General features: G+C 70.8%; 17 protein-coding genes. 9 read left to right on the top strand and 8 right to left on the bottom strand.

Annotation, left to right across the window (positions count from 1 at the left end):
- The first annotated feature begins 20 nt into the window (after positions 1-20).
- From ACG04R_RS21685 to ACG04R_RS21670, 4 genes are all read left to right on the top strand, one after another.
- Positions 21-1,361, top strand: coding sequence for an MFS transporter (locus tag ACG04R_RS21685; protein WP_394415707.1), 1,341 nt, complete (start codon positions 21-23; stop codon positions 1,359-1,361).
- Entirely contained in the window at positions 1,339-3,171 is a 1,833-nt protein-coding gene (locus ACG04R_RS21680; protein ID WP_394415706.1) for a sensor histidine kinase, read from the top strand. The genes ACG04R_RS21685 and ACG04R_RS21680 overlap by 23 nt, the downstream gene beginning before the upstream one ends.
- A 10-nt stretch (positions 3,172-3,181) precedes the next feature.
- Positions 3,182-4,543, top strand: coding sequence for a sigma-54-dependent transcriptional regulator (locus ACG04R_RS21675; RefSeq protein ID WP_394415705.1), 1,362 nt, complete (start codon positions 3,182-3,184; stop codon positions 4,541-4,543).
- Between the two features lie 118 nt (positions 4,544-4,661).
- Complete coding sequence (locus ACG04R_RS21670) at positions 4,662-6,683, top strand: PEP-CTERM sorting domain-containing protein (protein WP_394415704.1); 2,022 nt, start codon at positions 4,662-4,664, stop codon at positions 6,681-6,683.
- 6 nt (positions 6,684-6,689) lie between these two features.
- On the opposite strand, the gene ACG04R_RS21665 is transcribed toward ACG04R_RS21670, so the two are convergent.
- The 7 genes from ACG04R_RS21665 to ACG04R_RS21635 form a co-directional block, all read right to left on the bottom strand.
- Positions 6,690-9,821: an efflux RND transporter permease subunit gene (locus ACG04R_RS21665; protein WP_394415703.1), complete on the bottom strand. Its 3,132-nt coding sequence runs from the start codon at positions 9,819-9,821 to the stop codon at positions 6,690-6,692.
- Positions 9,822-9,833: 12 nt separating this feature from the next.
- Entirely contained in the window at positions 9,834-11,036 is a 1,203-nt protein-coding gene (locus ACG04R_RS21660) for an efflux RND transporter periplasmic adaptor subunit (RefSeq protein WP_394415702.1), read from the bottom strand.
- A gap of 3 nt (positions 11,037-11,039) precedes the next feature.
- Positions 11,040-12,197: a TolC family protein gene (locus tag ACG04R_RS21655; protein ID WP_394415700.1), complete on the bottom strand. Its 1,158-nt coding sequence runs from the start codon at positions 12,195-12,197 to the stop codon at positions 11,040-11,042.
- 164 nt (positions 12,198-12,361) lie between these two features.
- The gene (locus tag ACG04R_RS21650; RefSeq protein WP_394415698.1) at positions 12,362-12,703 is read right to left on the bottom strand and encodes a hypothetical protein; all 342 of its coding nucleotides are present in this window, start codon (positions 12,701-12,703) and stop codon (positions 12,362-12,364) included.
- Positions 12,704-12,722: 19 nt separating this feature from the next.
- The gene (locus ACG04R_RS21645) at positions 12,723-13,322 is read right to left on the bottom strand and encodes a chalcone isomerase family protein (protein ID WP_394415696.1); all 600 of its coding nucleotides are present in this window, start codon (positions 13,320-13,322) and stop codon (positions 12,723-12,725) included.
- Between the two features lie 89 nt (positions 13,323-13,411).
- Positions 13,412-14,449, bottom strand: coding sequence for an RNA methyltransferase (locus tag ACG04R_RS21640; protein ID WP_394415695.1), 1,038 nt, complete (start codon positions 14,447-14,449; stop codon positions 13,412-13,414).
- 29 nt (positions 14,450-14,478) lie between these two features.
- Positions 14,479-14,916, bottom strand: a complete 438-nt coding sequence (locus ACG04R_RS21635; protein WP_394415693.1) for a hypothetical protein — start codon at positions 14,914-14,916, stop codon at positions 14,479-14,481.
- Between the two features lie 80 nt (positions 14,917-14,996).
- Here ACG04R_RS21635 and ACG04R_RS21630 point away from each other — a divergent pair, with 80 nt between their 5' ends.
- The 3 genes from ACG04R_RS21630 to ispD are packed head-to-tail and all read left to right on the top strand — an operon-like array spanning position 14,997 to position 17,446.
- Positions 14,997-15,746, top strand: coding sequence for a class II aldolase/adducin family protein (locus tag ACG04R_RS21630; protein WP_394415691.1), 750 nt, complete (start codon positions 14,997-14,999; stop codon positions 15,744-15,746).
- A gap of 31 nt (positions 15,747-15,777) precedes the next feature.
- Positions 15,778-16,725: a bestrophin family protein gene (locus ACG04R_RS21625; protein ID WP_394415689.1), complete on the top strand. Its 948-nt coding sequence runs from the start codon at positions 15,778-15,780 to the stop codon at positions 16,723-16,725.
- Positions 16,726-16,732: 7 nt separating this feature from the next.
- Positions 16,733-17,446: a 2-C-methyl-D-erythritol 4-phosphate cytidylyltransferase gene (ispD, locus tag ACG04R_RS21620; protein ID WP_394415687.1), complete on the top strand. Its 714-nt coding sequence runs from the start codon at positions 16,733-16,735 to the stop codon at positions 17,444-17,446.
- Here the strand turns inward: ispD and ACG04R_RS21615 are convergent.
- Positions 17,419-19,605, bottom strand: a complete 2,187-nt coding sequence (locus tag ACG04R_RS21615; protein WP_394415685.1) for a patatin-like phospholipase family protein — start codon at positions 19,603-19,605, stop codon at positions 17,419-17,421. The two genes, ispD and ACG04R_RS21615, sit on opposite strands and share 28 nt — an antisense overlap.
- A 40-nt stretch (positions 19,606-19,645) precedes the next feature.
- Here ACG04R_RS21615 and ispF point away from each other — a divergent pair, with 40 nt between their 5' ends.
- Positions 19,646-20,131 carry a 2-C-methyl-D-erythritol 2,4-cyclodiphosphate synthase gene (gene ispF, locus ACG04R_RS21610; RefSeq protein ID WP_394415683.1) on the top strand — a complete coding sequence of 162 codons (486 nt, stop codon included), beginning with the start codon at positions 19,646-19,648 and terminating at the stop codon, positions 20,129-20,131.
- A gap of 34 nt (positions 20,132-20,165) precedes the next feature.
- Positions 20,166-20,870 carry a hypothetical protein gene (locus ACG04R_RS21605; RefSeq protein ID WP_394415681.1) on the top strand — a complete coding sequence of 235 codons (705 nt, stop codon included), beginning with the start codon at positions 20,166-20,168 and terminating at the stop codon, positions 20,868-20,870.
- Positions 20,871-20,899: the final 29 nt, after the last annotated feature.

The following is a 20,899-nucleotide window of genomic DNA, read 5'->3' as shown; positions in this document are numbered from 1 at the left end:
ACACAACCAGGAGGCAGCACATGTCCGCGATCTATCCCCCGAGTTCGGCACGCCCTGCGGCGGCGCCGGACCCCATCGAGTTCAAGCGCGTCAAGGCCATCTTCGTCGGCTCCATCGGCAACCTCGTCGAGTGGTACGACTTCTACTGCTATGCCGCGTTCTCGCTGTACTTCTCGTCGGCGTTCTTCCCGAGCAGCGATCCGGTGGCGCAGTCCATGTCCACGGCGGCCATCTTCGCGCTGGGCTTCTTTGTGCGGCCCATCGGTGGATTGCTGTTCGGCTACATCGGCGACCGCCACGGCCGGCGGCTCGCGCTGATGACATCCGTCACGTTGATGTGCGGCGGCTCGCTGCTCATTGCCTGCTCGCCCACCTACGCGTCGGTGGGTGTCTGGGCGCCGGCCATCCTGCTGATCGCACGGCTGCTGCAGGGGCTGAGCCTGGGTGGCGAGTACGGTTCCAGCGCCACCTACCTCTCCGAGATGGCCACCTCCAAGCACCGCGGCTTCTATTCCAGCTTCCAGTACGTGACGCTGATCGGCGGCCAGCTGACGGCGCTGGTCGTGCTGCTGGTGCTGCAGAACTTCGTGCTCGACACGGCCGAGCTGAAGGCCTGGGGCTGGCGCATCCCGTTCTTCATCGGCGCGGGCCTGGCCATCGTCGCGCTGATCATGCGGTCTGACCTGCCCGAGACGCAGGCCTTCAAGGCCGAGAAGCAGCGCAGCCAGGACCGCATGGGTGGCTTCAAGCTGCTGCTGCAACACCCGCGCGAGTGCCTGATCGTCATCGGCCTGACGATGGGTGGCACGCTGGCCTTCTACGTCTACACCACCTACATGCAGAAGTTCCTGAAGCTGTCGGTGGGCCTGACGGACGCGCAGACCACGGCCGTGTCCGCGGGCAGCCTCATCTTCGCGGCGCTGTTGCAGCCGGTCTACGGCGCGCTGTCGGACAAGATCGGCCGCAAGCCACTGCTGCTGGGCTTTGCCATCCTCGGCACGCTGTTCACGGTGCCGCTGCTGACGGCCATCCGCCATGCGCAAGGCCCGTGGGAAGCCTTCGGCCTCATCGCCTGCGCCTGGCTCATCGTCAGCGGCTACACGTCCATCAACGCGGTCGTGAAGGCCGAGCTGTTCCCGGCGTCCATCCGCGCCACCGGTGTGGGCGTGCCCTACGCGATCGCGGTGTCCGTCTTCGGCGGCAGCGCCGAGTACATCGCGCTGTGGTTCAAGCAGCAGGGCATGGAAAGCGGCTTCTATTGGTACGCCACCGCGGTGATCGCCTGTTCGTTGCTCGTCTACGTGCTGATGCGCGACACGCGCCGGCATTCGAGGATCGATGCCGAGTCTGCCAGCCACTGACGCGCCCAGGCGCCCCCGCTGGCAACGCAGCCTCTTGCTGCTGCTGGCGGTGGTGCTGGGTGGCGCCGCAGTGGCCTACGCCGCATGGCGGGTGTCTCTGGATCTCGCCCTGGCGCAGACCCGCGATGACGCCCAGCGCCACCTGCGCTTCGTCGCCCACGAGCTGACCGGCACGCTGGACAAGTACGAGGCGCTGCCCCAGGTGCTGGCCCGCCACCCGGCGCTGGCCGGCCTGCTGGCCGAGCCGACCTCGCCGGCCCGCGTGGCCGAGGTCAACGCGCTGCTCGTCGAGGTGGCGCGCGATGCCGCCGCCGCTGCCATCTTCTTCATCGACGCGAACGGCCTGACGCTGGCCTCCAGCAACTGGCGCGACCCGCAGACCTTCGTCGGCCAGAACTACGCCTACCGGCCCTACTTCCGCGACGCGATGGCGCGCGGTGGCGGCCACTTCTACGCGCGCGGCTCCACCACCGGCACGCCGGGCTACTTCATCGCCCACCGCCTCGGCGGCCCGCATCCGGGTGTCGTCGTGCTGAAGGTGTCGCTGGACGAGATGGAGGCCAACTGGGCGCGCAGCGCCGGCGAGCTGATGCTGGCCGACGCGCGTGGCGTGGTGTTCCTCGCCAGCCGGCCGGAGTGGAAGTACCGCACGCTGCAGCCGCTGACCACCGCCGTGCGTGCCGAGCTGCACGACACGCAGCAGTACGGCGACCTGCCGCTGGCGCCGCTGTCGCGCGAGCTTTCGCGCCTGTCGACCGAGCTGCGCGTCGAGCGCATCGGCACCGCGACCTCGAAGCTGCGCGCGCTGGTCACCGAGCAGCCCGTCGAAAACCGCGGCTGGACGCTGCTGTCCTTCACCGAGATCCGCGGTGCCGAGCAGATCGCCGCTGGCCGCGCCTGGGCCGCGGCGCTGGGCTGGGTCTCGCTGCTGCTGCTGCTGGCCTATCTGCAGCTGCGCCGCCGCCGCACGCGGGAGCGCCTGGCCGCGCAGGGCGAGCTGCGCGCGGCCTACGACAGCCTGGAGGCGCGGATCAAGGAGCGCACGCGGGAGCTGCAGGCGCGCGTCGACGAACTGCACCGCACCGAGCGCACGCTGCGCGCGACGCAGGACGAGCTGGTGCAGGCCGGCAAGCTCGCCGTGCTGGGCCAGATGGCCGCCAGCATCACGCATGAGATCAACCAGCCGCTGGCCGCGCTGCGGGCGCTGAACGACAACGCCCGCGTGTTCCTGGAGCGCGGCATGCAGGCCGATGCCGAGAGCAACCTCGACGCCATCGACCAGCTCACGCAGCGCATTGCCGCCATCGTCGCCCAGCTCAAGGGCTTTGCGCGGCGCGACGAGCTGCGCGTGCAGCCGGTGCCGGTGGCTGCGGCCTTCCAGGCGGCGGTGGCCCTCGTCAGCGCCGAGGCGCGTCGCCAGCGCGTGACGATCGAGTGCCCGCCCGTGCCCGACGGCCTGGCCGTGCTGGGCCAGCAGGTTCGCATCGAGCAGGTGCTCGTCAACCTGCTGCGCAACGGCATCGACGCGAACGCGGAGAAGGGCGGCGGCACCGTCACGTTGCGGGCCGACGTCGAAGCGGGCCAGGCGCTGCTGCGTGTCACCGATGAAGGCCCGGGGCTGAGCGACGACGTGCAGGCGCGGCTGTTCGAGCCCTTCTTCACGACCAAGCGCCGCGGCGACGGCCTGGGCCTGGGGCTGTCCATCTCCGCGTCCATCGCCAACGCGCTGGGTGGCTCGCTGCAGGGTGGCAACCGACCTGAATCCGAGGGTGGCGGTGCGCAGTTCACGCTGCGCCTGCCCCTCGCCTGACAATCCCGCGATGGCCTGGACCGACCCCACCGATGTGCTGCTCGTCGAAGACGACGAACACGTGCTTCTCGCCACAACGCAGAGCCTGAAGCTGGCGGGCCTGGCCACGCAGGGCGTCGAGTCCGCCGAGGCGGCCCGCGCATGGCTGAAGCCGGGCTTCGCCGGCGTCGTCGTCTGCGATGTGCAACTGCCGGGCGACAGTGGCCTGCAGCTGCTGCAGGCGCTGCGCGAGCAGGACCCCGAGCTGCCGGTCATCCTCGTCACGGGCCATGGCGACATCGGCATGGCTGTCGAGGCGATGCGCGACGGCGCCTGGGACTTCATCGAGAAGCCGTTCGCCGCCGAGCACCTCGTCGAGGTCGTGCGCCGCGCGTTGGCGCAGCGCCGCCTGGTGCTGGAGAACCGGCGGCTGAAGGCCCAGCTCGGCGGCGGCCCGGCCGACGGCCTGCTGGGCGCCAGCGCCGCGATGGAGCAGGTGCGCACGCTGATCCACACGCTGGGCCCGGCGCGCGTGGACGTGCTCATCCACGGCGAGACCGGTGCCGGCAAGGAGGTCGTCGCCCGCGCGTTGCACGCGGCCAGCGGCGCGCGCGGCGCCTTCGTCGCGATCAATTGCGGTGCGCTGCCCGAGAGCGTGTTCGAGTCCGAGATCTTCGGCGCCGAGGCCGGCGCCTACACGGGCGCCAACAAGCGCCGCATCGGCAAGCTGGAGTTCGCCGGCGACGGCACGGTCTTCCTCGACGAGATCGAGTCCATGCCGCTGGCGTTGCAGGTCAAGATGCTGCGCGTGCTGCAGGAGCGCAGCGTGGAGCGTCTTGGTGCCAACACGGCGCAGCCGCTGGCCTGCCGCATCGTCGCGGCGACCAAGGTGGACCTGCTGGACCTGGCGAGGGAAGGGCGTTTCCGCGAGGACCTGTTCTACCGCCTCGACGTGGCCAGCATCGCGCTGCCGCCGCTGCGCCAGCGCCGCGACGACATCCCGCTGCTGCTTGGCCACTTCTGCGCCCAGGCGGCCGAGCGCCTGCAGCGCCCGGTGCCGGTGTGGACCGCCGCGCAGATGGCGGCCTGGGCCGCGCGCGACTGGCCCGGCAACGTGCGCGAGCTGCGCAACTTCGCCGAGCGCTGGGTGCTGGGCCTCGTCGCAGAAGCGCCACCGCCCGCGCTGCCGACGACGGCTGCCGAGCCCACCGCGCTGCCACAGGCACCGCTGGACGAGGCGCTCGCTGCCGTCGAGCGGCAGTGGATCGTGCAGGCCTTGCAGGAGAGCGGCGGCAACATCGCCAAGGCCGGCGATCGCCTGGGCCTGGCGCGCAAGACGCTGCATGACCGCATCAAGCGGCTGGGCCTGGATGCTGATGCGTACCGGGCCTAGTTTCGGCCCGTGACGACTTGATGACGTCGGTCCCGAAAACGGGGCCCCGTTCACGCGGTGCACGCGGCGAGGCTGGCTCGATAAGGTGCCGGCTTTTGCCACCCCGCTCCCCCCGACCATGTTGCAGTTGTCCGTCCGTTCCTTCGCCCACCGCCCCGTCGCGCTGGCCTGCCTTGTCGCGGTCTGCGCCGTGCAACTGCCCGCCCATGCGGCCAACTTCAACGTCACCGGGTCGTCCAGCAGCGCGCAGACGCTGAGCGCCGGCCAGACCGGCACGGTCGGCAGTGCGGGCTCGCTGACGGTCTCGGGCTCGACGGTTGCCGTCACGGTCACCGGCAACAACGCCAGCCTCACCAACCAGGGCGGCATCGTCCAGAGCGGCAATGGCCGCGTCATCCGCGACAACACCGGCGTGACCGGCCTGGTCGTCACCAACGGCAGCACCACCAACGCGACCGCGCTGATGCAGGCGGCCGATGCCGACGTGATCCAGATGAACAAGAGCCCGGCCAGCGTCACGCTGAACAACTACGGGCAGATGATCTCGCTGAACGCGTCGGCGGGCGGCAGCCAGGTCGTGGACTTCAACGCCATCACCAGCGGTGCCAACGTCGTCAACAACTACGCCGGCGCGCTGATGAAGTCGAGCGAGGCCGACGCGGTGCGGCCGGGCGTCAACGGCGTCGTCAACAACTGGGGCACGATCCAGTCGATCACGACGACCGGCTCCAGCAGCGACGGCATCGACGGCCAGGCCAACAGCGGCATCGCGGTCGTCAACGCCGGCCTCGTGCTGGGTGGCCGCCACGGCATCACCGGCGGACAGGAGACGGCCGCCAAGTCGTTCGCAATGTCCGTCACCAACGTGGCCAGCGGTGTCATCCAGGGCAACAACGGCTCGGGGCTGAACATCGACGGCTTCAACAACCTGCAGATCGTCACCGTCGACAACGCCGGCAGCATCATCGGCAACGGTGTCACGGGTGACGGCGACGGTGTCGACGTCGACGGCGTCGTCAACATCACCAACCGCGCGGGCGGCATCATCCGCTCGGTCAACTCCTTCAGCGCCGTCGCGTCGGGCCTGGCCTACAGCGAGGGCCTGTCGGTGGGCGGTGGCCAGATCACCAACGCCGGCCTCATCGAAGGCCTGGTGGCCAGCGGCAACACCAACGCGGTGGGCCGCGGCATCTCGCTGGTCGGCAACGACATCACGACCGGCATCAACGCCGGCAAGCGCGAGGCGATCTACGCCAACGCCGTCGTCATCAACCAGGCCGGCGGCACCATCCGTGGCCAGAGCGACTCGGCCATCTACGCCGGCGGCCTGACGGGCAGCGGCTACACCGTCAGCATCCAGAACGCCGCGGGCGGCAAGCTGGTCGGCGGCGGCGCCAGCAGCGCGGCCGTCGTCGTCGCGAACGACTACGCGACCACCATCACCAACGCCGGCCTCATCGACGGCAGCAGCAGCGGCAAGGCCATCGCGCTCGGCAGCGGCCAGAACACCGTCATCATCAGCGGTGGCCAGGCCCAGGTGCTGGGCGACATCGACGGCGGCTCCGGCGCGGCCAACGTGCTGCGTGTCGACGCTGGCGCCGGCAACGGCTTCAGCTACGCGAACTCGCTGTCCAACTTCGCCAGCGTGCGCCTCGAGAGCGGCCACACGGTGCTCAGCGGTATCAGCAGCTACACCGGCACGACCACGGTGCTGAGCGGCGCCACGCTGGAACTGGCCGGCGCCAACCGCCTGGCCGCGGCCAGTTCGCTGGAGCTGGCCGGCGGCAAGCTGGTGCTGGGCGGGGCACAGTCCTTCGCCACGCTGTCTCTGAGCGCGAGCTCCGAGATCGACCTTGGCGGCTCCGTGCTGAGCTTCGCGTCGGTCGGCAGCCTGGCCCAGGGCGCGCAGTTGGCCGTCAGCCATGCCGGCCTGACCAGCCTGCGCTTCACGGGCGACCAGCTGGGCAATGCCAGCTTCCAGAGCCTGTTGGCGGTCACCACCATCAATGGCCTGCACGCGGTGGCTAACTTCGACGGCAGCTTCACCACCATCAGCGCCGTGCCCGAGCCGAGCATGGCCTGGCTGTTGGCCGCCGGGCTGGCCAGCTTCGCACTGCTGCGCCGCCGCCAGCCCCGCTGACCGGCGTCAGGCCGGCGACAACGCCGCACGCGCACCGCGCTCGCGGTGCGCCCAGCGGTACAGCAGCGGCAGCACCAGCAGCGTCAGCGCGGTGGACGACAGGATGCCGCCGATGACGACGGTGGCCAGCGGCCGCTGCACCTCCGCACCCGTGCCGGTGGCCAGCGCCATCGGCACGAAGCCCAGCGACGCGACCAGCGCCGTCATCAGCACCGGCCGCAGCCGTGACAGCGCGCCGTCGCGCACGGCCTGGTCCAGCGGCAGGCCCTCGTCGCGCAGCGAGCGGATGAAGGCGATCATCACCAGCCCGTTCAGCACCGCCACGCCCGACAGCGCGATGAAGCCCACGCCGGCCGAGATCGACAGCGGGATGTCGCGCAGCCACAGCGCCGCAATGCCACCGGTCAGCGCGAACGGCACGCCGGTGAAGACCAGCAGGCCGTCGCGCACGTTGCCGAACATCGCGAACAGCAGCGTGAACACCAGCGCCAGCGCCACCGGCACGACGACCTTGAGCCGCGCGGTGGCGGACTGCAGCTGCTCGAAGCTGCCGCCCCAGCTGGTCCAGTAGCCCGTCGGCACCTTGACCTGCTGGCCCAGCTTCGCCTGGGCCTCGGCCACGAAGGAGCCGATGTCGCGGCCGCGCACGTTGGCCGTCACGACGACGCGGCGCTTGCCGTTCTCGCGGCTGACCTGGTTGGGCCCGGGCGACTGCTCGAAGCGCGCGACCTCGCCCAGCTGCACGTGGCCACCGTTCGGCAAACGGATCGGCAGCCGCTGCAGCGCGTCCACATCGCTGCGCACCGCGTCGGGCAGGCGCACCTGGATGTCGAAGCGGCGGTCGCCCTGGAACAGAACGCCGGCCTCCTGGCCGCCGATGGCCGTGGCCGCCGTCTGCTGCACGTCGGCCACGCTGAGGCCCAGCCGCGCCAGCCGCGCGCGGTCGATGTGCAGCGTCAGCACCGGCAGGCCCGTCGTCTGCTCCACCTTCACGTCCGACGCGCCGGGCACGTCCTGCAGCACCTTGGCGATCTGTTCGGCCGTGCCCTCCATGACGGCCATGTCGTCGCCGAAGACCTTGACGGCCACGTCGCTGCGCACGCCGGAGATCAGCTCGTTGAAGCGCATCTGGATGGGCTGCGTGAACTCGTAGTTGTTGCCCGGCACGCCGGCCGCGAGCGTCTGCAGGGCTTCGAGGACCTCGGCCTTGGGCCGCTGCGGATCGGGCCATTGGTCACGCGGCTTGAGCATGACGAAGGTGTCGGCCACGTTCGGCGGCATCGGATCGCTGGCGATCTCGGCTGTGCCGAGCTTGGAATAGACCCGCGCGACTTCGGGTGCCTGCATCAGCGTGCGCTCCAGCTCGCGCTGCATCTCGACGGCCTGCGTCAGGCTGGTGCCGGGGATGCGCATCGCATGCACGGCGAGGTCGCCCTCGTCGAGGCTGGGGATGAACTCGCTGCCCATGCGCGTGGCAATCAGTGCGCTCAGGGCCACCGTGACGCCGGCCATCGTGAGCACCAGCGGCGGATTCGCCAGCGTGCGGTCCAGCAGCGGCTCGTAGCCGCGCCGCGCCCAGGTCATCAGGCGGTTCTCCTTCTCGCCGACCCGCTCGCCGATGAACAGCGCCACGGCCGCCGGCACGAAGCTGACCGACAGCAGCATGGCGCCCAGCAGCGCCGCGACGACCGTGAAGGCCATCGGGTGGAACATCTTGCCCTCCACGCCACTGAGCGCAAACAGGGGCAGGTAGACCACCATGATGATGAGCTGGCCGAACAGCAGCGGCCGGCGCGCCTCACGAGCGGCGGCGAAGACCTCGTCAAAGCGCTCGCCGCGCGTCAGCGCGCGGCCCGCCGCGGCCTGCGCGTGGGACAGCCGCCGCACGCAGTTCTCCACGATGACGACGGCGCCGTCGATGATGATGCCGAAGTCCAGTGCGCCCAGGCTCATCAGGTTGGCGCTGACCTTGTTGGCCACCATGCCGCTGAACGTGAACAGCATGGCCAGCGGGATCACCGCCGCGGTGATGACGGCTGCGCGCAGGTTGCCCAGGAATGCGAACAGGATGACCATGACGAGCAGCGCGCCCTCCAGCAGGTTCTTCTTCACGGTCGCGATGGCCTTGTCGATCAGCAGCGTGCGGTCGTAGACCGTCTGTGCGACGACGCCGGCCGGCAGGCTGCGGTTGATCTCCTCCAGCCGCCTGTCCACGGCCAGCGAGACCTGCCGGCTGTTCTCGCCCATCAGCATGAAGACGGTGCCCAGCACGACCTCGTTGCCGTTGCTGGTCGCGGCGCCGCTGCGCAGTTCCTGGCCCAGGCCCACGTCGGCCACGTCGCGCACGCGCACGGGCACGCCCTGCACGTTGGCGACGACGATGTCGGCGATGTCGTCGACACCGCCCACCTGACCCGGCACGCGGACCAGCACCTGCTCGCCGCGGCGCTCGATGTAGCCGGCGCCGATGTTGGCGTTGTTGCGCTCCAGCGCCTGCACGAGGTCGGCCAGGCCGAGGCCGCGCGCCAGCAGCCGGTCCGGCCATGGCGCGACCTGGTATTCGCGGACGTGGCCGCCAATGGTGTTGATCTCGGTCACGCCCGGCACGGTTCGCAGCTGCGGCTTGACGATCCAGTCCTGGATCTCGCGCAGGTCCATCGGCGTGTAGGGCGTGCCGTCCGCCTTCAGCGCACCGGCCTTGGCCTCGACGGTCCACATGTAGATCTCGCCCAGCCCCGTGGCGATGGGCCCCAGCGTCGGCGTCAGGCCGGCCGGCAGGCTGTCGCGGGCCTGCTGGATGCGCTCGCCGACGAGCTGGCGGGCGAAGTAGAGGTCGGTGCCCTCCTTGAACACGACAGTCACTTGCGACAGGCCGTAGCGCGACAGCGAGCGCGTCTGCTCCAGGCGCGGCAGGCCGGCCATGGCCGTCTCGATGGCGAAGCTGACGCGCTGCTCGGCCTCCAGCGGCGAATAGCCCGGCGCCTCGGTGTTGATCTGCACCTGCACGTTGGTGATGTCGGGCACGGCGTCGATGGGCAGGCGCTGGTAGGCGAACCCGCCCAGCACAGCCATGCCCGCCACGGCCAGCAGCACCAGCCAGCGCTGGGTGATGGCGAATCGGATGAGGTTTTCAAACATGGCGGCGTGTCCTCAGTGCTCGTGCTCGGCGGCCGATTTGCCGATGTCGGCCTTGATGAGGAAGCTGTTCCTCGCCGCGTAGCGTTCACCAGGCGCCAGGCCCTTCAGCACCTCGACGTGCCGGCCGTCGCTGCGTCCCGCCTCGACCGCACGCGCCTCGAACTGCTGCCCCTGGCGCACGAAGACGACGTGGCGGCCGTCCAGCGCCTGCACGGCGTCGGCCGTCACGGCTACCGATGCGTCGATCTCGGCCGATGTCAGCGCCACCGTCACCGGCAGGCCGGGCCGCCACACCCCCTTGGGGTTGGCGAGCACCAGCCGGGCCGTCGCGCTGCGGCTTTGCTCGCCGACCAGCGCGCCGACGTAAGCCAGCTTCGCGTCGCCCTGGGCGTCGAACGCCGTGGCCTTCACCCGTGCCGCCATGCCTTCGGTCAGCACCGGCAGGTCCTGAGCCGGCACCGTCAGCTCCACCCACACGCTGAACAGGTCGGCCACCTGGAAGACGGTGGCGTCCTCCTTCAGCGCCTCGCCGACGCTCAGCGTCTTGGCGACGATGACGCCCGCGATCGGCGAGCGGATCTCGTGGCGTGCCAGGCCTTGCGCATCGCCGGCCGTGGCGCCCAGCGCGGCGAGCTTCTGCTTCGCCGACTCGACGGCAATCTCGGCCTCCTGCAGCGCCTGGCGCGCGGCGAGGTAGTCCTGCTGGGCGGAGATCTTGTCTTCCCACAGCTGCTTCTCGCGGTCGTGCGTGGTGCGGGCCAGCGCCAGCCGCTTCTGCGCGGCGAACAGGTCGGCGCGTTGCTCGGCCAGCGCGGGGCTGGAGACGATGGCCAGCACCTGGCCGCGCTGCACGCGGTCGCCGGCGTTCACGCGCACGGCTTCGACGAGGCCGGCAAGGCGCGGCGTGACGACGACGGTGCGGTCCTGGTTCAGCTTGACCTCACCCAGCAGCTGCAGCGCGGTGGCGATGCGCGCCGGGCCGGCCGTGGCGAGCGTGATGCCGTTGTGGCGCAACTGCTCGTCGCTGAAGCGGGCCTGGGGTGCGCTCGCCGCAGCGCTGGCCGGGGCGGCCGGCTTCTCCGCGTGGTCGCCAGCCTCTGCATGCTCGTGGTCGTGCGCTTCTTCGCCTTGCTGGCCGCTTCGCAGGATGGCCGCGGCCAGCAGCGCGCCGATGGCGAGCACGGCGGCGATGGCGATGGTGTTCTTCTTGTCCATGGGTCAGTTCCCTTCGGTGTTCTGGGTGGACCGGCCGAGCAGGCGGTCCAGGTCGGCGGCGGCACGGTGCGCCTCGGCGCTGGCTTGCAGCTGCTGGCGGCGCAGCTGGAACAGCGTTCGCTGCGCGTCCAGCACGTCGAGGAAGGCGAACTTGCCGAGCTCGTAGCCTTTCAGCGCCGCGTCGTAGGCCGCCTGCGCGGTGGGCAGCGCGTCGTTGCGCAGCAGCAGCGCCTGATCACGGTTCAACCCCAGCCGTGAGGCGGCCTCGGCCACGTCGGTGTGCAGCTTCAGCGTGGCGGCCGTCAGCGCCTCGCGGGCCTGGTCTTCGCGGCGCAGGGCTTCCAGGAGAGCGCCCTGGTTGCGGTCGGCAACGGGCAGCGGCAGCGAGAAGCCGACGACGGCCTGCGTGCGGCCCAGCTCGGCGTCGCGCTTGGCGCCGACGGTCACCGTCACGTCCGGCACGCGGCGGGCGCGCTCGGTCTCGGTCAGCGCCTGGCGGCGCGCGATGTCCAGCTGCGCCAGCCGCAGCGCGGGGGCCTCGGCCATCCATTCGCCCAGCCGCCGATCGTCTGGCGGCACGGGCAGCGCGGTGGCGTCGCCGTCCGCGGGCGTCATGGCCTGCAGCGGCTGGCCCAGCAGCGCCGCGAGCCGGCTGCGCGCCAGCAGCTGGCCGTTGTCCGCCTGGGCCAGTTCGGCACGCGCGCCGGCTTCGGCGACGCGGGCCTTGGCCAGCTCCAGTGGCGGCACCTTGCCGGCCTGCAGTCGCTTGTCCGCCGCCGCTGCCGCGCTGTGCGCCAGCATCAGCGACGACGCGGCCAGGCGCTGTTGCTCCTGCGCGGCGATCAGGTCGAAGAAGGCTGCGGCGACGCCGGCGCGCAGCTCGGCCTGGCGGGCGGCCAGGGCCACGGCGGCCTGCTCGCGCGCCTGGGCGGCCGCGGCCTGCCGGGCCTCGCGCTTGCCACCCAGCTCGATGGCCTGCGACAGCTGCAGGGTCGTCGTGCGCGTGGCGCGGCGGGTGTCTTCCAGCAGCATGCCCAGCTCGGGGTTGGGGCGGGCGCCGGCCTGCTGCTCGGCGCCTTGCTGCGCCTGCAGTTCCAGCCGCGCGTGGGCCAGGTCGGGGTTGTGGGTGAGGGCCAGGCGTTGCGCCTCGGCCAGGGTCATGGCGTGGGACGCACAGGCCCACAGAAGAAACAAGCCAACAGCAGGGCTTCGCATCGAACTCTCCAAGGTTGTGGAAACAACGGCGGACGGTTCGGCGCGCGGCCGGCACCCGGCGGGTGCCTCGCTTCAGAATAACAGGGGGAGGGGAGAAGCGGCGCGCCGAATCAGGCGCGCAGCCAGTTGGGGCGTTCGAGCCCGGCAGGAATGTGGGACTTCAGCCGCGCAGCCATGGCAGGGGCTGGCGTGAAGAGTCGGGGGGTGACCAGGGCGTCGCGCTCGGCCAGCGGCGTGGCGCAGCCGGCGTGATGGCAATGGCAGTGACCGGCTTCGCAGGCCGGATGCTTGTCGCCGGCCTGGGCTCCGTGGGCCTGCTCGCCGGCGACGAGGGCCGTGGTGGTGTTGCCGCTCTTGCCCGCTAGTTCATCGACGCAGCACAGCGCCGCGCCGGCCCATGACAGCTGGGCTGTCACGAGCAGGACGAGGAGGGCGATGAACCAGCGGCGCATGGACACCGATTCTAGGCGGCTAGTTCTTGCCGCCGTCGAGCAGCGCGTCGCGCAGCTGCGTGTCGGCCGGCGAGTCGCCGAACCAGATGCGCAGCACCATCGTGAAGAACTCGTCGTCGCCGACCGGCTCGCCCTGGGGCTGACCCTGGATGTAGAACTGCGTTCCCTTGCCGGGGATGAAGTCCATCGCGAAGGTGTCGCCGGTCACGAGCTTGGGCTTGCCCGAGAAGATGTCGATAAGGCGGGTTGTCGACAGCGCGTGGCGGGTCAGCTGGGCCGGCGTCGCGTTGTCGCTCATGCCGCGCAGGAACAGGCGGCCCAGGTCGGTGCCGGGCAGATCGCGCAGCGCGACGAACTGCAGGCGCTTCGGCCCGGGCAGTGCCAGCAGCTCGGCCGGCGTCGTGACGTGCTTGGTGGTGTAGAGACCCAGGTCGTAGGCCTTGAAGACCAGGCGCACGCGCGTGCCCTTGCCGTTGAGCTGCAGCGTGCTGCCGCCCAGCTGGGCCGTGGGCTCGTACTTGTTGACCGTGGTGGCGGCGCCGGCTTGCAGGCACAGGGCCATGCCGGCGATCAGGGCGGTCATGCGGGCGTGGGTGGCCAGTGACTGAAGCGGGGTCATCTCTCCTCCAAGGGTCATTTTTCGCTGCCCCGGATTCTGCGTTGCATGCGGCCAGCCGCTGTCACCGTTTGTGGTGGCTCTTGCCTGCGTCAGCCGTGAATCCTCACGACCCGGGCAGGCCGGCCGACGGCCTCGCGGGCGCGCAACTGGCCACAGCCGCCCTCGACGTCCTGGCCTGCGGAGTCGCGCAGCTTGGTCAGCACGCCGCGGCTGGACAGCTCGGCGGCGATGGCCCGTGCGCGCTCCCAGCTGGGGCGCTGGAAGGGCAGGCCCTCGGCGCTGTTGAACGGGATCATGTTCAGCAGGCCGTAGCGGCCCTTGAGCAGCCGCACGATGCCGTCCAGTTCCTCGGGCCCGTCGTTGACGCCGTCCAGCAGCGTCCACTGGTACTGGATGGGGTAGCCGCTGGCGCGGGCGTAGGCGTCGGCGGCTTCCACCAGTGCTTCCGGCGACAACCGCGGCGCACGCGGCAGCAGGTCGGCGCGCTTGGCGGCGTCGGTCGTGTGCAGCGACAGCGCCAGTGCGGGCTTGACCTCGGCCTCGTTTAGCGCCGCGAAGGCGCGTTCGTCGCCGACGGTGGAGAACACCAGCTGCTTGTGTGCGAAGCCGCCTTCGCGGCCCAGCAGCGTGATCGCGTCCAGCACGCTGGCGAGGTTGTGCGACGGCTCACCCATGCCCATGAAGACGACCTTGCGCAGCTTGGGCTGCTTGCGGCGGGCAAGGACGACCTGGGCCACGATCTCGGCGCTGCCGACCTGGCGGATCAGGCCGTCCACGCCGGTCATGCAGAAGCGGCAGCCCACCGCACAGCCCACTTGGCTGGACACGCAGACACCCTCGCGCGGCAGCAGCACGGTCTCCACCGTCTGGCCGTCGTTGAGGCCCAGCAGCAGCCGCGCCGATTCGCCGTCGCTGCCGGCGTGCTCGCTGCGCAGCGCAACGAGGCCTTGCAGCTCGGCCATCAAACCCGGCAGCGCCTCCATGACCGCTTTGGGCAGCCAGCCGTGCAGCGGCTGCTTGCCGGCGTCCAGCGGTAGGCATTGCACCCAGTGGCGCAGCACGCGGCTTTCATGGGCAGGATTGGCGCCCAGCGCGCGCAGGCGCTGGCGAAGGTCGGAGATCAGCATGGATGCCGGATTGTCCCCGAGGCGTTTGGCTAGGGCTTCTTCAGGAACCCGCCGAGATCGGCCTTGCCGTCTCGTATCTCTTGCAAGGCAATTTCGCAACCGTCCTTTTTGGCAGATCGTTCGGCGACGTTGCTCCGGATGGTGTTGTCATTGATGCGGTGTATCCGCGCCCAGGTCTCGTCGCGCTCGCGCGCGTCGGGCATTTGGGACTCCAGGTCGGTGTGGCATTGGCCCTCCAGCGTGGCGGCGTCGCGGGCATTCCTTGCCGTCCATTCAGCCACCAGCGTGGCATACCGGCCACGCAACGCGGGCTCGGAGGCGAGGCAGCCCTCGATGAAGCCCTGAGTGACGCGGACGGGCTCGCATGTCAGAGCCCCCAGCACCGCGAGCCCCTCGGAGGCCTGCGCAGGTCCGACTACCAGTGCAGCGCCCAGGCAGGAAACAAGTGCGACGGGCTTGAGCTGCATAGAGTGGGAGGACGAACGCAACGAAGGCGACATTCTGGCGAGATCGTGCGGATTATCCTGGGCCGCCACAAGGAGATCACATGGCCAAACCTGCGCACATCAGTCCCGACGAATGGCAAGTCCGCTGCGACCTCGCCGCGCTGTACCGCCTGGCGGCGCTGCACGGCTGGGACGACCTGATCTTCACGCACATCTCCGCGCGCGTGCCCGGCCCCGAGCACCACTTCCTGATCAACCCCTATGGCATGTTGTTCGACGAGATCACGGCCAGCAGCCTGGTCAAGGTCGACCAGGCCGGCGAGAAGGTCGAGCCCAGCGGCTACAACGTCAACCCGGCCGGTTTCATCATCCACAGTGCCGTGCACGAGGCACGCGAGGATGCGCTGTTCGTGATGCACCTGCACACGGTGGCCGGCGTGGCCGTCAGCACGCAGCGAGAGGGCCTGCTGCCGATCTCGCAGCACAGCCTGTTCCCGCTGGCCTCGCTGAGCTATCACGACTATGAAGGCGTGGCGCTGAACCCCGACGAGAAGGCCCGGCTCGTCGCCGACCTGGGCCGCACGTCGCTGATGATGCTGCGCAACCACGGCCTGCTGACGCTGGGCCGCAGCGCGGCGGACGCCTTCCTGAAGATGTTCATGCTGCAGCGCGCCTGCGAGATCCAGATCGCCGCGCAGGCCGGTGGTGGCGAGCTGATCCGCATCCCGGCGCAGATCCTGGCCGGCATCCGCGCGCAGAGCGACAAGGTCATGCGCGGCTCGGGCGGCGAGCTCGCCTGGCCGGGGCTGCTGCGGCGCTTGCAGCGGCAGAACCCGGGGCACGACGACTGAACCAGCGCCTGCGGCCGCCGACAATGCGGCCATGATCCTGCGCGAGCGACCCTCGGCCCTGCAGCTGTTCTTCGTGCTGCGTGGCTCCATCCTGGCCCGCATCCGCGGCGTGCTGGTGGCCAACATCCTGCTGGCGGTGCTCGTCACCGTGGCGCACCGCGCGCTGGCCAGCCACAACGCGGTGCTGGTGTCGACCATCCCGTTCACGATGATGGGCCTGCCGCTGGCCATCTTCCTGGGCTTTCGCAACAGCGCCTGCTACGACCGCTACTGGGAGGCGCGCAAGCTCTGGGGCGAGCTGCTGCTGCGATCTCGCAACCTCGCGCGACAGGTGCTGCACCTCATCGACCTGCCCGCGCCGGTGGCCGACCCGCGCGACCTGGGCGACGTGCGCGTGCGCCTGCTGCTGAGGGCGCATGCCTTCTGCGTCAGCCTCAAGCAGTTGCTGCGCGACGAGCCGGCGGCGCCGGAGTCGCTGGCGGGCCTGGTCCAGCCCGACGAGCAGCGCGCGCTGGCGGCAGCGCGCAACCGACCGGCCGCGCTGATGATGAGCATGGGCGCCGACCTCGCGCAGTGCCGCCGCGACGGCCAGCTCGACAGCGTCCGTGCCGTACACCTCGACACCACGCTGAGCGCGCTGACGGCCGCTGCCGCGAGCTGCGAGCGCATCCGCAACACGCCGCTGCCGTTCTCCTACGCGCTGCTGCTGCATCGCACGGCCTATCTCTACTGCTTCCTGCTGCCCTTCGGCATCGTCGATGCGGTCGGGCTGATGACGCCGCTGGTCGTCGCCATCGTGGCCTACACCTTCTTCGGCCTGGATGCGCTGGGCGACGAGATCGAGGAGCCGTTCGGCACGCAGGCCAATGACCTGCCGCTGGAGGCGATCTGCCGCGGCATCGAGATCGACCTGCGCCAGGCGCTGGGCGATCGTGACCTGCCGCCGGCACTGGAGCCGGTGGACTACCTGCTGCTTTGATTTCCCGATGAGCCAAGACCTTCGCAGCCCGCGCTGTTTCGCACTCGTTCCCGCCGCCGGCATCGGCGAGCGCTCCGGCGCCGGCATGCCCAAGCAATACGTCGAGATCGCCGGCAAGCCCATGCTGGCCCACACGCTGACCGCGCTGGCCGCCGTACCGCGTGTCGAGCAGACTTTGGTCGTGCTGTCGCCCGCCGATGATCGCTTCGAGGCCGCGCTGCCGGGGCACACCGGCTGGGTGGCCCGCGTTGGCGGTGCCAGCCGCGCCGAGAGCGTGCTGGGCGGCCTGGCCGAGTTGCGCCGTCGCGGCGCGACAGACGACGACTGGGTGCTGGTGCACGATGCGGCGCGCTGCCTGCTGCGGCCCGAGTGGGTCGACGCATTGATCGACGCCTGCGAGCACGACGCCGTGGGCGGCCTGCTGGCCCAGCCCATCGCCGACACGCTGAAGGCCGGCGACGCTGACGGCCGCGTCACGGCGACGGTGGACCGCCGCGACAAATGGGCGGCTCAGACGCCGCAGATGTTCCGGCTCGGCCTCGTCGAGAAGGCATTGGCGGCGATGGGCGCCGCCGCGACCGACGAGGCCAGCGCCGTCGAGGCGCTGGGCCTGGCGCCGCGGTTGGTGCGGGCGTCGATGGCCAACTTCAAGGTGACGTGGCCGGAGGACTTCGAGCTGGCGGAGCGCTGGCTTTACCAGGTGGGCCCCAGCAGCAGATAGGCCGCCGTGTCCCCGCCGCGCGTCGACCCCAGCGCCAGGAAGAACGGCCCGAAGCGCGTGTCCACACTGAGGAAGCCGCTGGCCGCCTGCTGCCAGCCGTGGCGGGGGAGGTTGGAGAGCTTGAGCCCCGCACCCGAGCCCACCGCGCCGGTCTCCAGCGAGAAGCCGATGCGCACGGCGCCGCCCAGGCCCACCGGCATCTCGCCGATGCGCCGGGCCATGACGACGCGGGTCAGCGCCATGTTCTCGCCGGTCAGCGAGCCGTCCGGCGTGCCCGACAGGCGCAGATAGCCGCCCAGCGACCGCGTCTGCCCGCGCTCGGCGTGCGCGAACTCGCCGTACAGCTGGCCGGCCCACTCGCCCAGGCGGAAGGCCGACAGGCCCAGCAGCGAGGCGTTGATGACGCCGCCCTCGCCGCGCGGCTGCAACCACTCGATGCGTGCCGTCGTCCACTGGCCGCGGCTGGGGAAGGCCAGCGAGTCCAGCGAGTCGGTGTGCAGCTCGATGTACTGCTGGCCGTAGTCCTGCGATTTCCGGCCGCCGCTGGTCACGGGCAGCACGACCTCGTCGCTGGCGCGCAGCCGGCCGATGCCGATGCGCAGGTCGCCCAGGCCGGCGATGTGGTGGCCCAGTTCCAGCTGGGCACTGGTCAGGCTGCTCGACAGGCGCAGCGCGCGCTGGCCTTGCTCGAACACGTCGCTGGCGCCGGCCGAGTAGCCGAGCTTGGCGCTGAGGAACCAGCGCGAGCCGGGGCCCAGCGGCTGGTAGAACTCGGTGTTGAGGCCGCGCGACGAGCCGATCCGCGCGACGGTGCGCAGCTCGGCGCCCCAGGGGTTGAGCCAGTTGGCCACGTGCATGGCCACCAGCGAGTAGCTGCTGGCGTCGGCGAAGTCGCTGTACAGCTCCAGCCCCAGGCGCACGCGGCTGGCGGCCCAGTCGGCCTCGGTGAGCTTGAACTCGACGTTGCGCTGGCCGTCGCGGTCGTCGATCTCGGTCTCGATGCGGTCCAGGTCGCCTGTGCCGTCCAGCCGTTCGACGGCGCGGGTCAGTTCGGCGCGGCCCACGCCGTCGCCCGGCTGCAGCCCCAGCTCGGCGCGCAGCGCCTCGGCGTTGACGCGGTGCGTGCCGGTGATCTTGAGCTCGCCCAGCGGCAGCGCGGGCAGCGCAGCCTCGGGCACGCCCAGGCGCTGCGCCTGCAGGGCAGCGAAGGCGGTGGGCGAGGCGAGGGCGGCCAGGCGGTCGCCGATGGCCAGCGCCGCGCGCCGGCCGGTGGCCATGGCCTCGTCGGCGCGCGAGAAGTCCATGAAGCCCATGCCGGGCAGGTCCGGGTCGATGATCATGTCCTGCGGCTGCAGTTCGCGCAGCGAGCGCTGCACGTTCTGCTCGGTCAGGATCTGCAGCATCTGGTTGGCCACCATGACGGCGCTGGTGATCTCGCGGTCTTCCAGCAGCGGTGTGCCGACGTTGACGGCGATGATGATGTCGGCCCCGAGCTGGCGGGCCAGGTCGATGGGCAGGTTGCGCACCAGGCCGCCGTCCACGCGCGGCCGGCCGTTGACGCGCAGCGGCGCGAACACGCCCGGCACGGCCATCGACGCGCGCAGCGCCTCGAACAGCGGCGTGTCGGCCTGGTCCAGCATGGCGCCGGAGAGCAGGTCGGTGGCGACGGCGCGGAACGGGATGGGCAGCCGGCGCAGCGGGTCGTCGGCCCGCGTGGCGGGTATCAGCGACGACAGCGTCGCCTCCAGCTGGCCATTGCCGGCGGCGCCGCCGGGCAGCATGGCCCCGCGCTCCAGATTGAAGCCGAACTCGATGCGCGAGGGCAGGCGCTCGTCGTCCTCGCGGCGGCGGATGGCGAGACGGTCGCGCGCAGGGCGGTCGGCCAGGATGGCGTTCCAGTTGGCGCTCTTCACCAGCGCCTCCAGCTCGTCGACGCTGCGGCCGGACGCGTAGGCACCACCGACGACGGCGCCCATGCTGGTGCCGACGATGATGTCCACCGGCACCTGCATCTCCTCCAGCACGCGCAGCACGCCGATGTGGGCGAGCCCCCGCGCGCCGCCGCCAGACAGGACGAGACCGATCTTCGGGCGGGGCGGGGTCTGGGCGAAGGCGGCCTGTGCAAGGGCCAGCAGGCAGACGATGACGAGTCGTTTCATGGCGGGCCGCACCATAGCAGCCCGCGGCGACAATGCCCGCATGACTTTTCCCGCGCTCAGAATCGGCGAAGGCTGGGACACCCACCAGCTCGTCACCGGTAGGCCGCTGATCCTCGGCGGCGTCACCATCCCGCACACGCACGGCCTGCTGGGCCACTCCGATGCCGACGCGCTGGCGCACGCCATCACCGACGCGTTGCTCGGCGCCGCTGCGCTGGGCGACATCGGCAAGCTCTTTCCCGACACGGCGGCCGAGTTCAAGGGGGCCGACTCGATGGTGCTGCTGGCCGAGGCTTACCGCCGCGTGCGCGAGGCGGGCTGGCAGCTCGTCAACCTGGACACCACCATCGTGGCCCAGGCGCCCAAGATGGCGCCGCACATCCCGGCGATGCGCGCGCGGCTGGCTTCGGTGCTGGGTGTGGACGCCGGCCAGATCAATGTGAAGGCCAAGACGGCCGAGAAGATGGGCCCGGTGGGGGAGGGGCGCGCCATCGAGGCGCGGGCGGTCTGCCTGCTCAGTCGATAACATCGCCGGCCGTCGCCACTCTCCGCGCCCGCCCATGCATGTCGAACCGCCCAGCCACGCTCCGACCAACCTGAAGGAGCTGGGCATCCACTACCTCATGATCGTGGTGGGCATCCTGACCGCGCTGGGGCTGGAGTCCGGCATCGAGGCGCTGCATCACCGCCGCCTGTCGCACCAGACCATCGAACAGGTGGAGAGCGAGCTGCAGGCCAACCTGGCCGACGCGCGTGCGTCGCTCAAGCAGAACCAGACCGCGCTGAAAGACCTGACGGCCCTCACGAACGACGTTAAGCAGCTGATCCGGGACGGCCAGGCCAAGCCCGCCGTGCTGGAGCCGCTGTTGACGCAGCGTCTGCACATCGGCATCGCCGTGCCCGGCCTGCGCCGCGACGCCTGGGACACCGCGGTGGCCGACCAGGCCCTCGTGCACCTGCCGCGCGCCGATCTGCGGCGCTTGTCGGAGGCCTACACCGCGCAGCGCGATGCGCAGATGTCCATCCAGGCCAGCTTCAGCGCCGTGGGCTCGTTCACGCGCCTGACCGATGCCATGGTCGACGCCCAATTCGGCCGCGGCGACCCGATCGACCTCGTCAAGGCGCTGAATGCCTACCGGTTGACGATCAGCGCTGTCGTCAGCGTCGAAAGCTCGCTGGAAGGCCAGCTGGCTGAATCGCTTGCCGGCGCAGCGCACGCGCCGGCCGCGGCGGCATCGGCCGCGAGCCCGGCTTCGGCGCACTGAGTCTCGGCGCGGCGTCTCGTCGCTGCCGG

This window comes from Pelomonas candidula, from assembly GCF_043555985.1.
In the GTDB taxonomy this organism is placed as follows: Bacteria; Pseudomonadota; Gammaproteobacteria; order Burkholderiales; family Burkholderiaceae_C; genus Pelomonas; species Pelomonas candidula.
The sequence above is the reverse complement of the archived record's forward strand: the minus strand, read 5'-3'. Positions and strand labels throughout refer to the sequence as shown.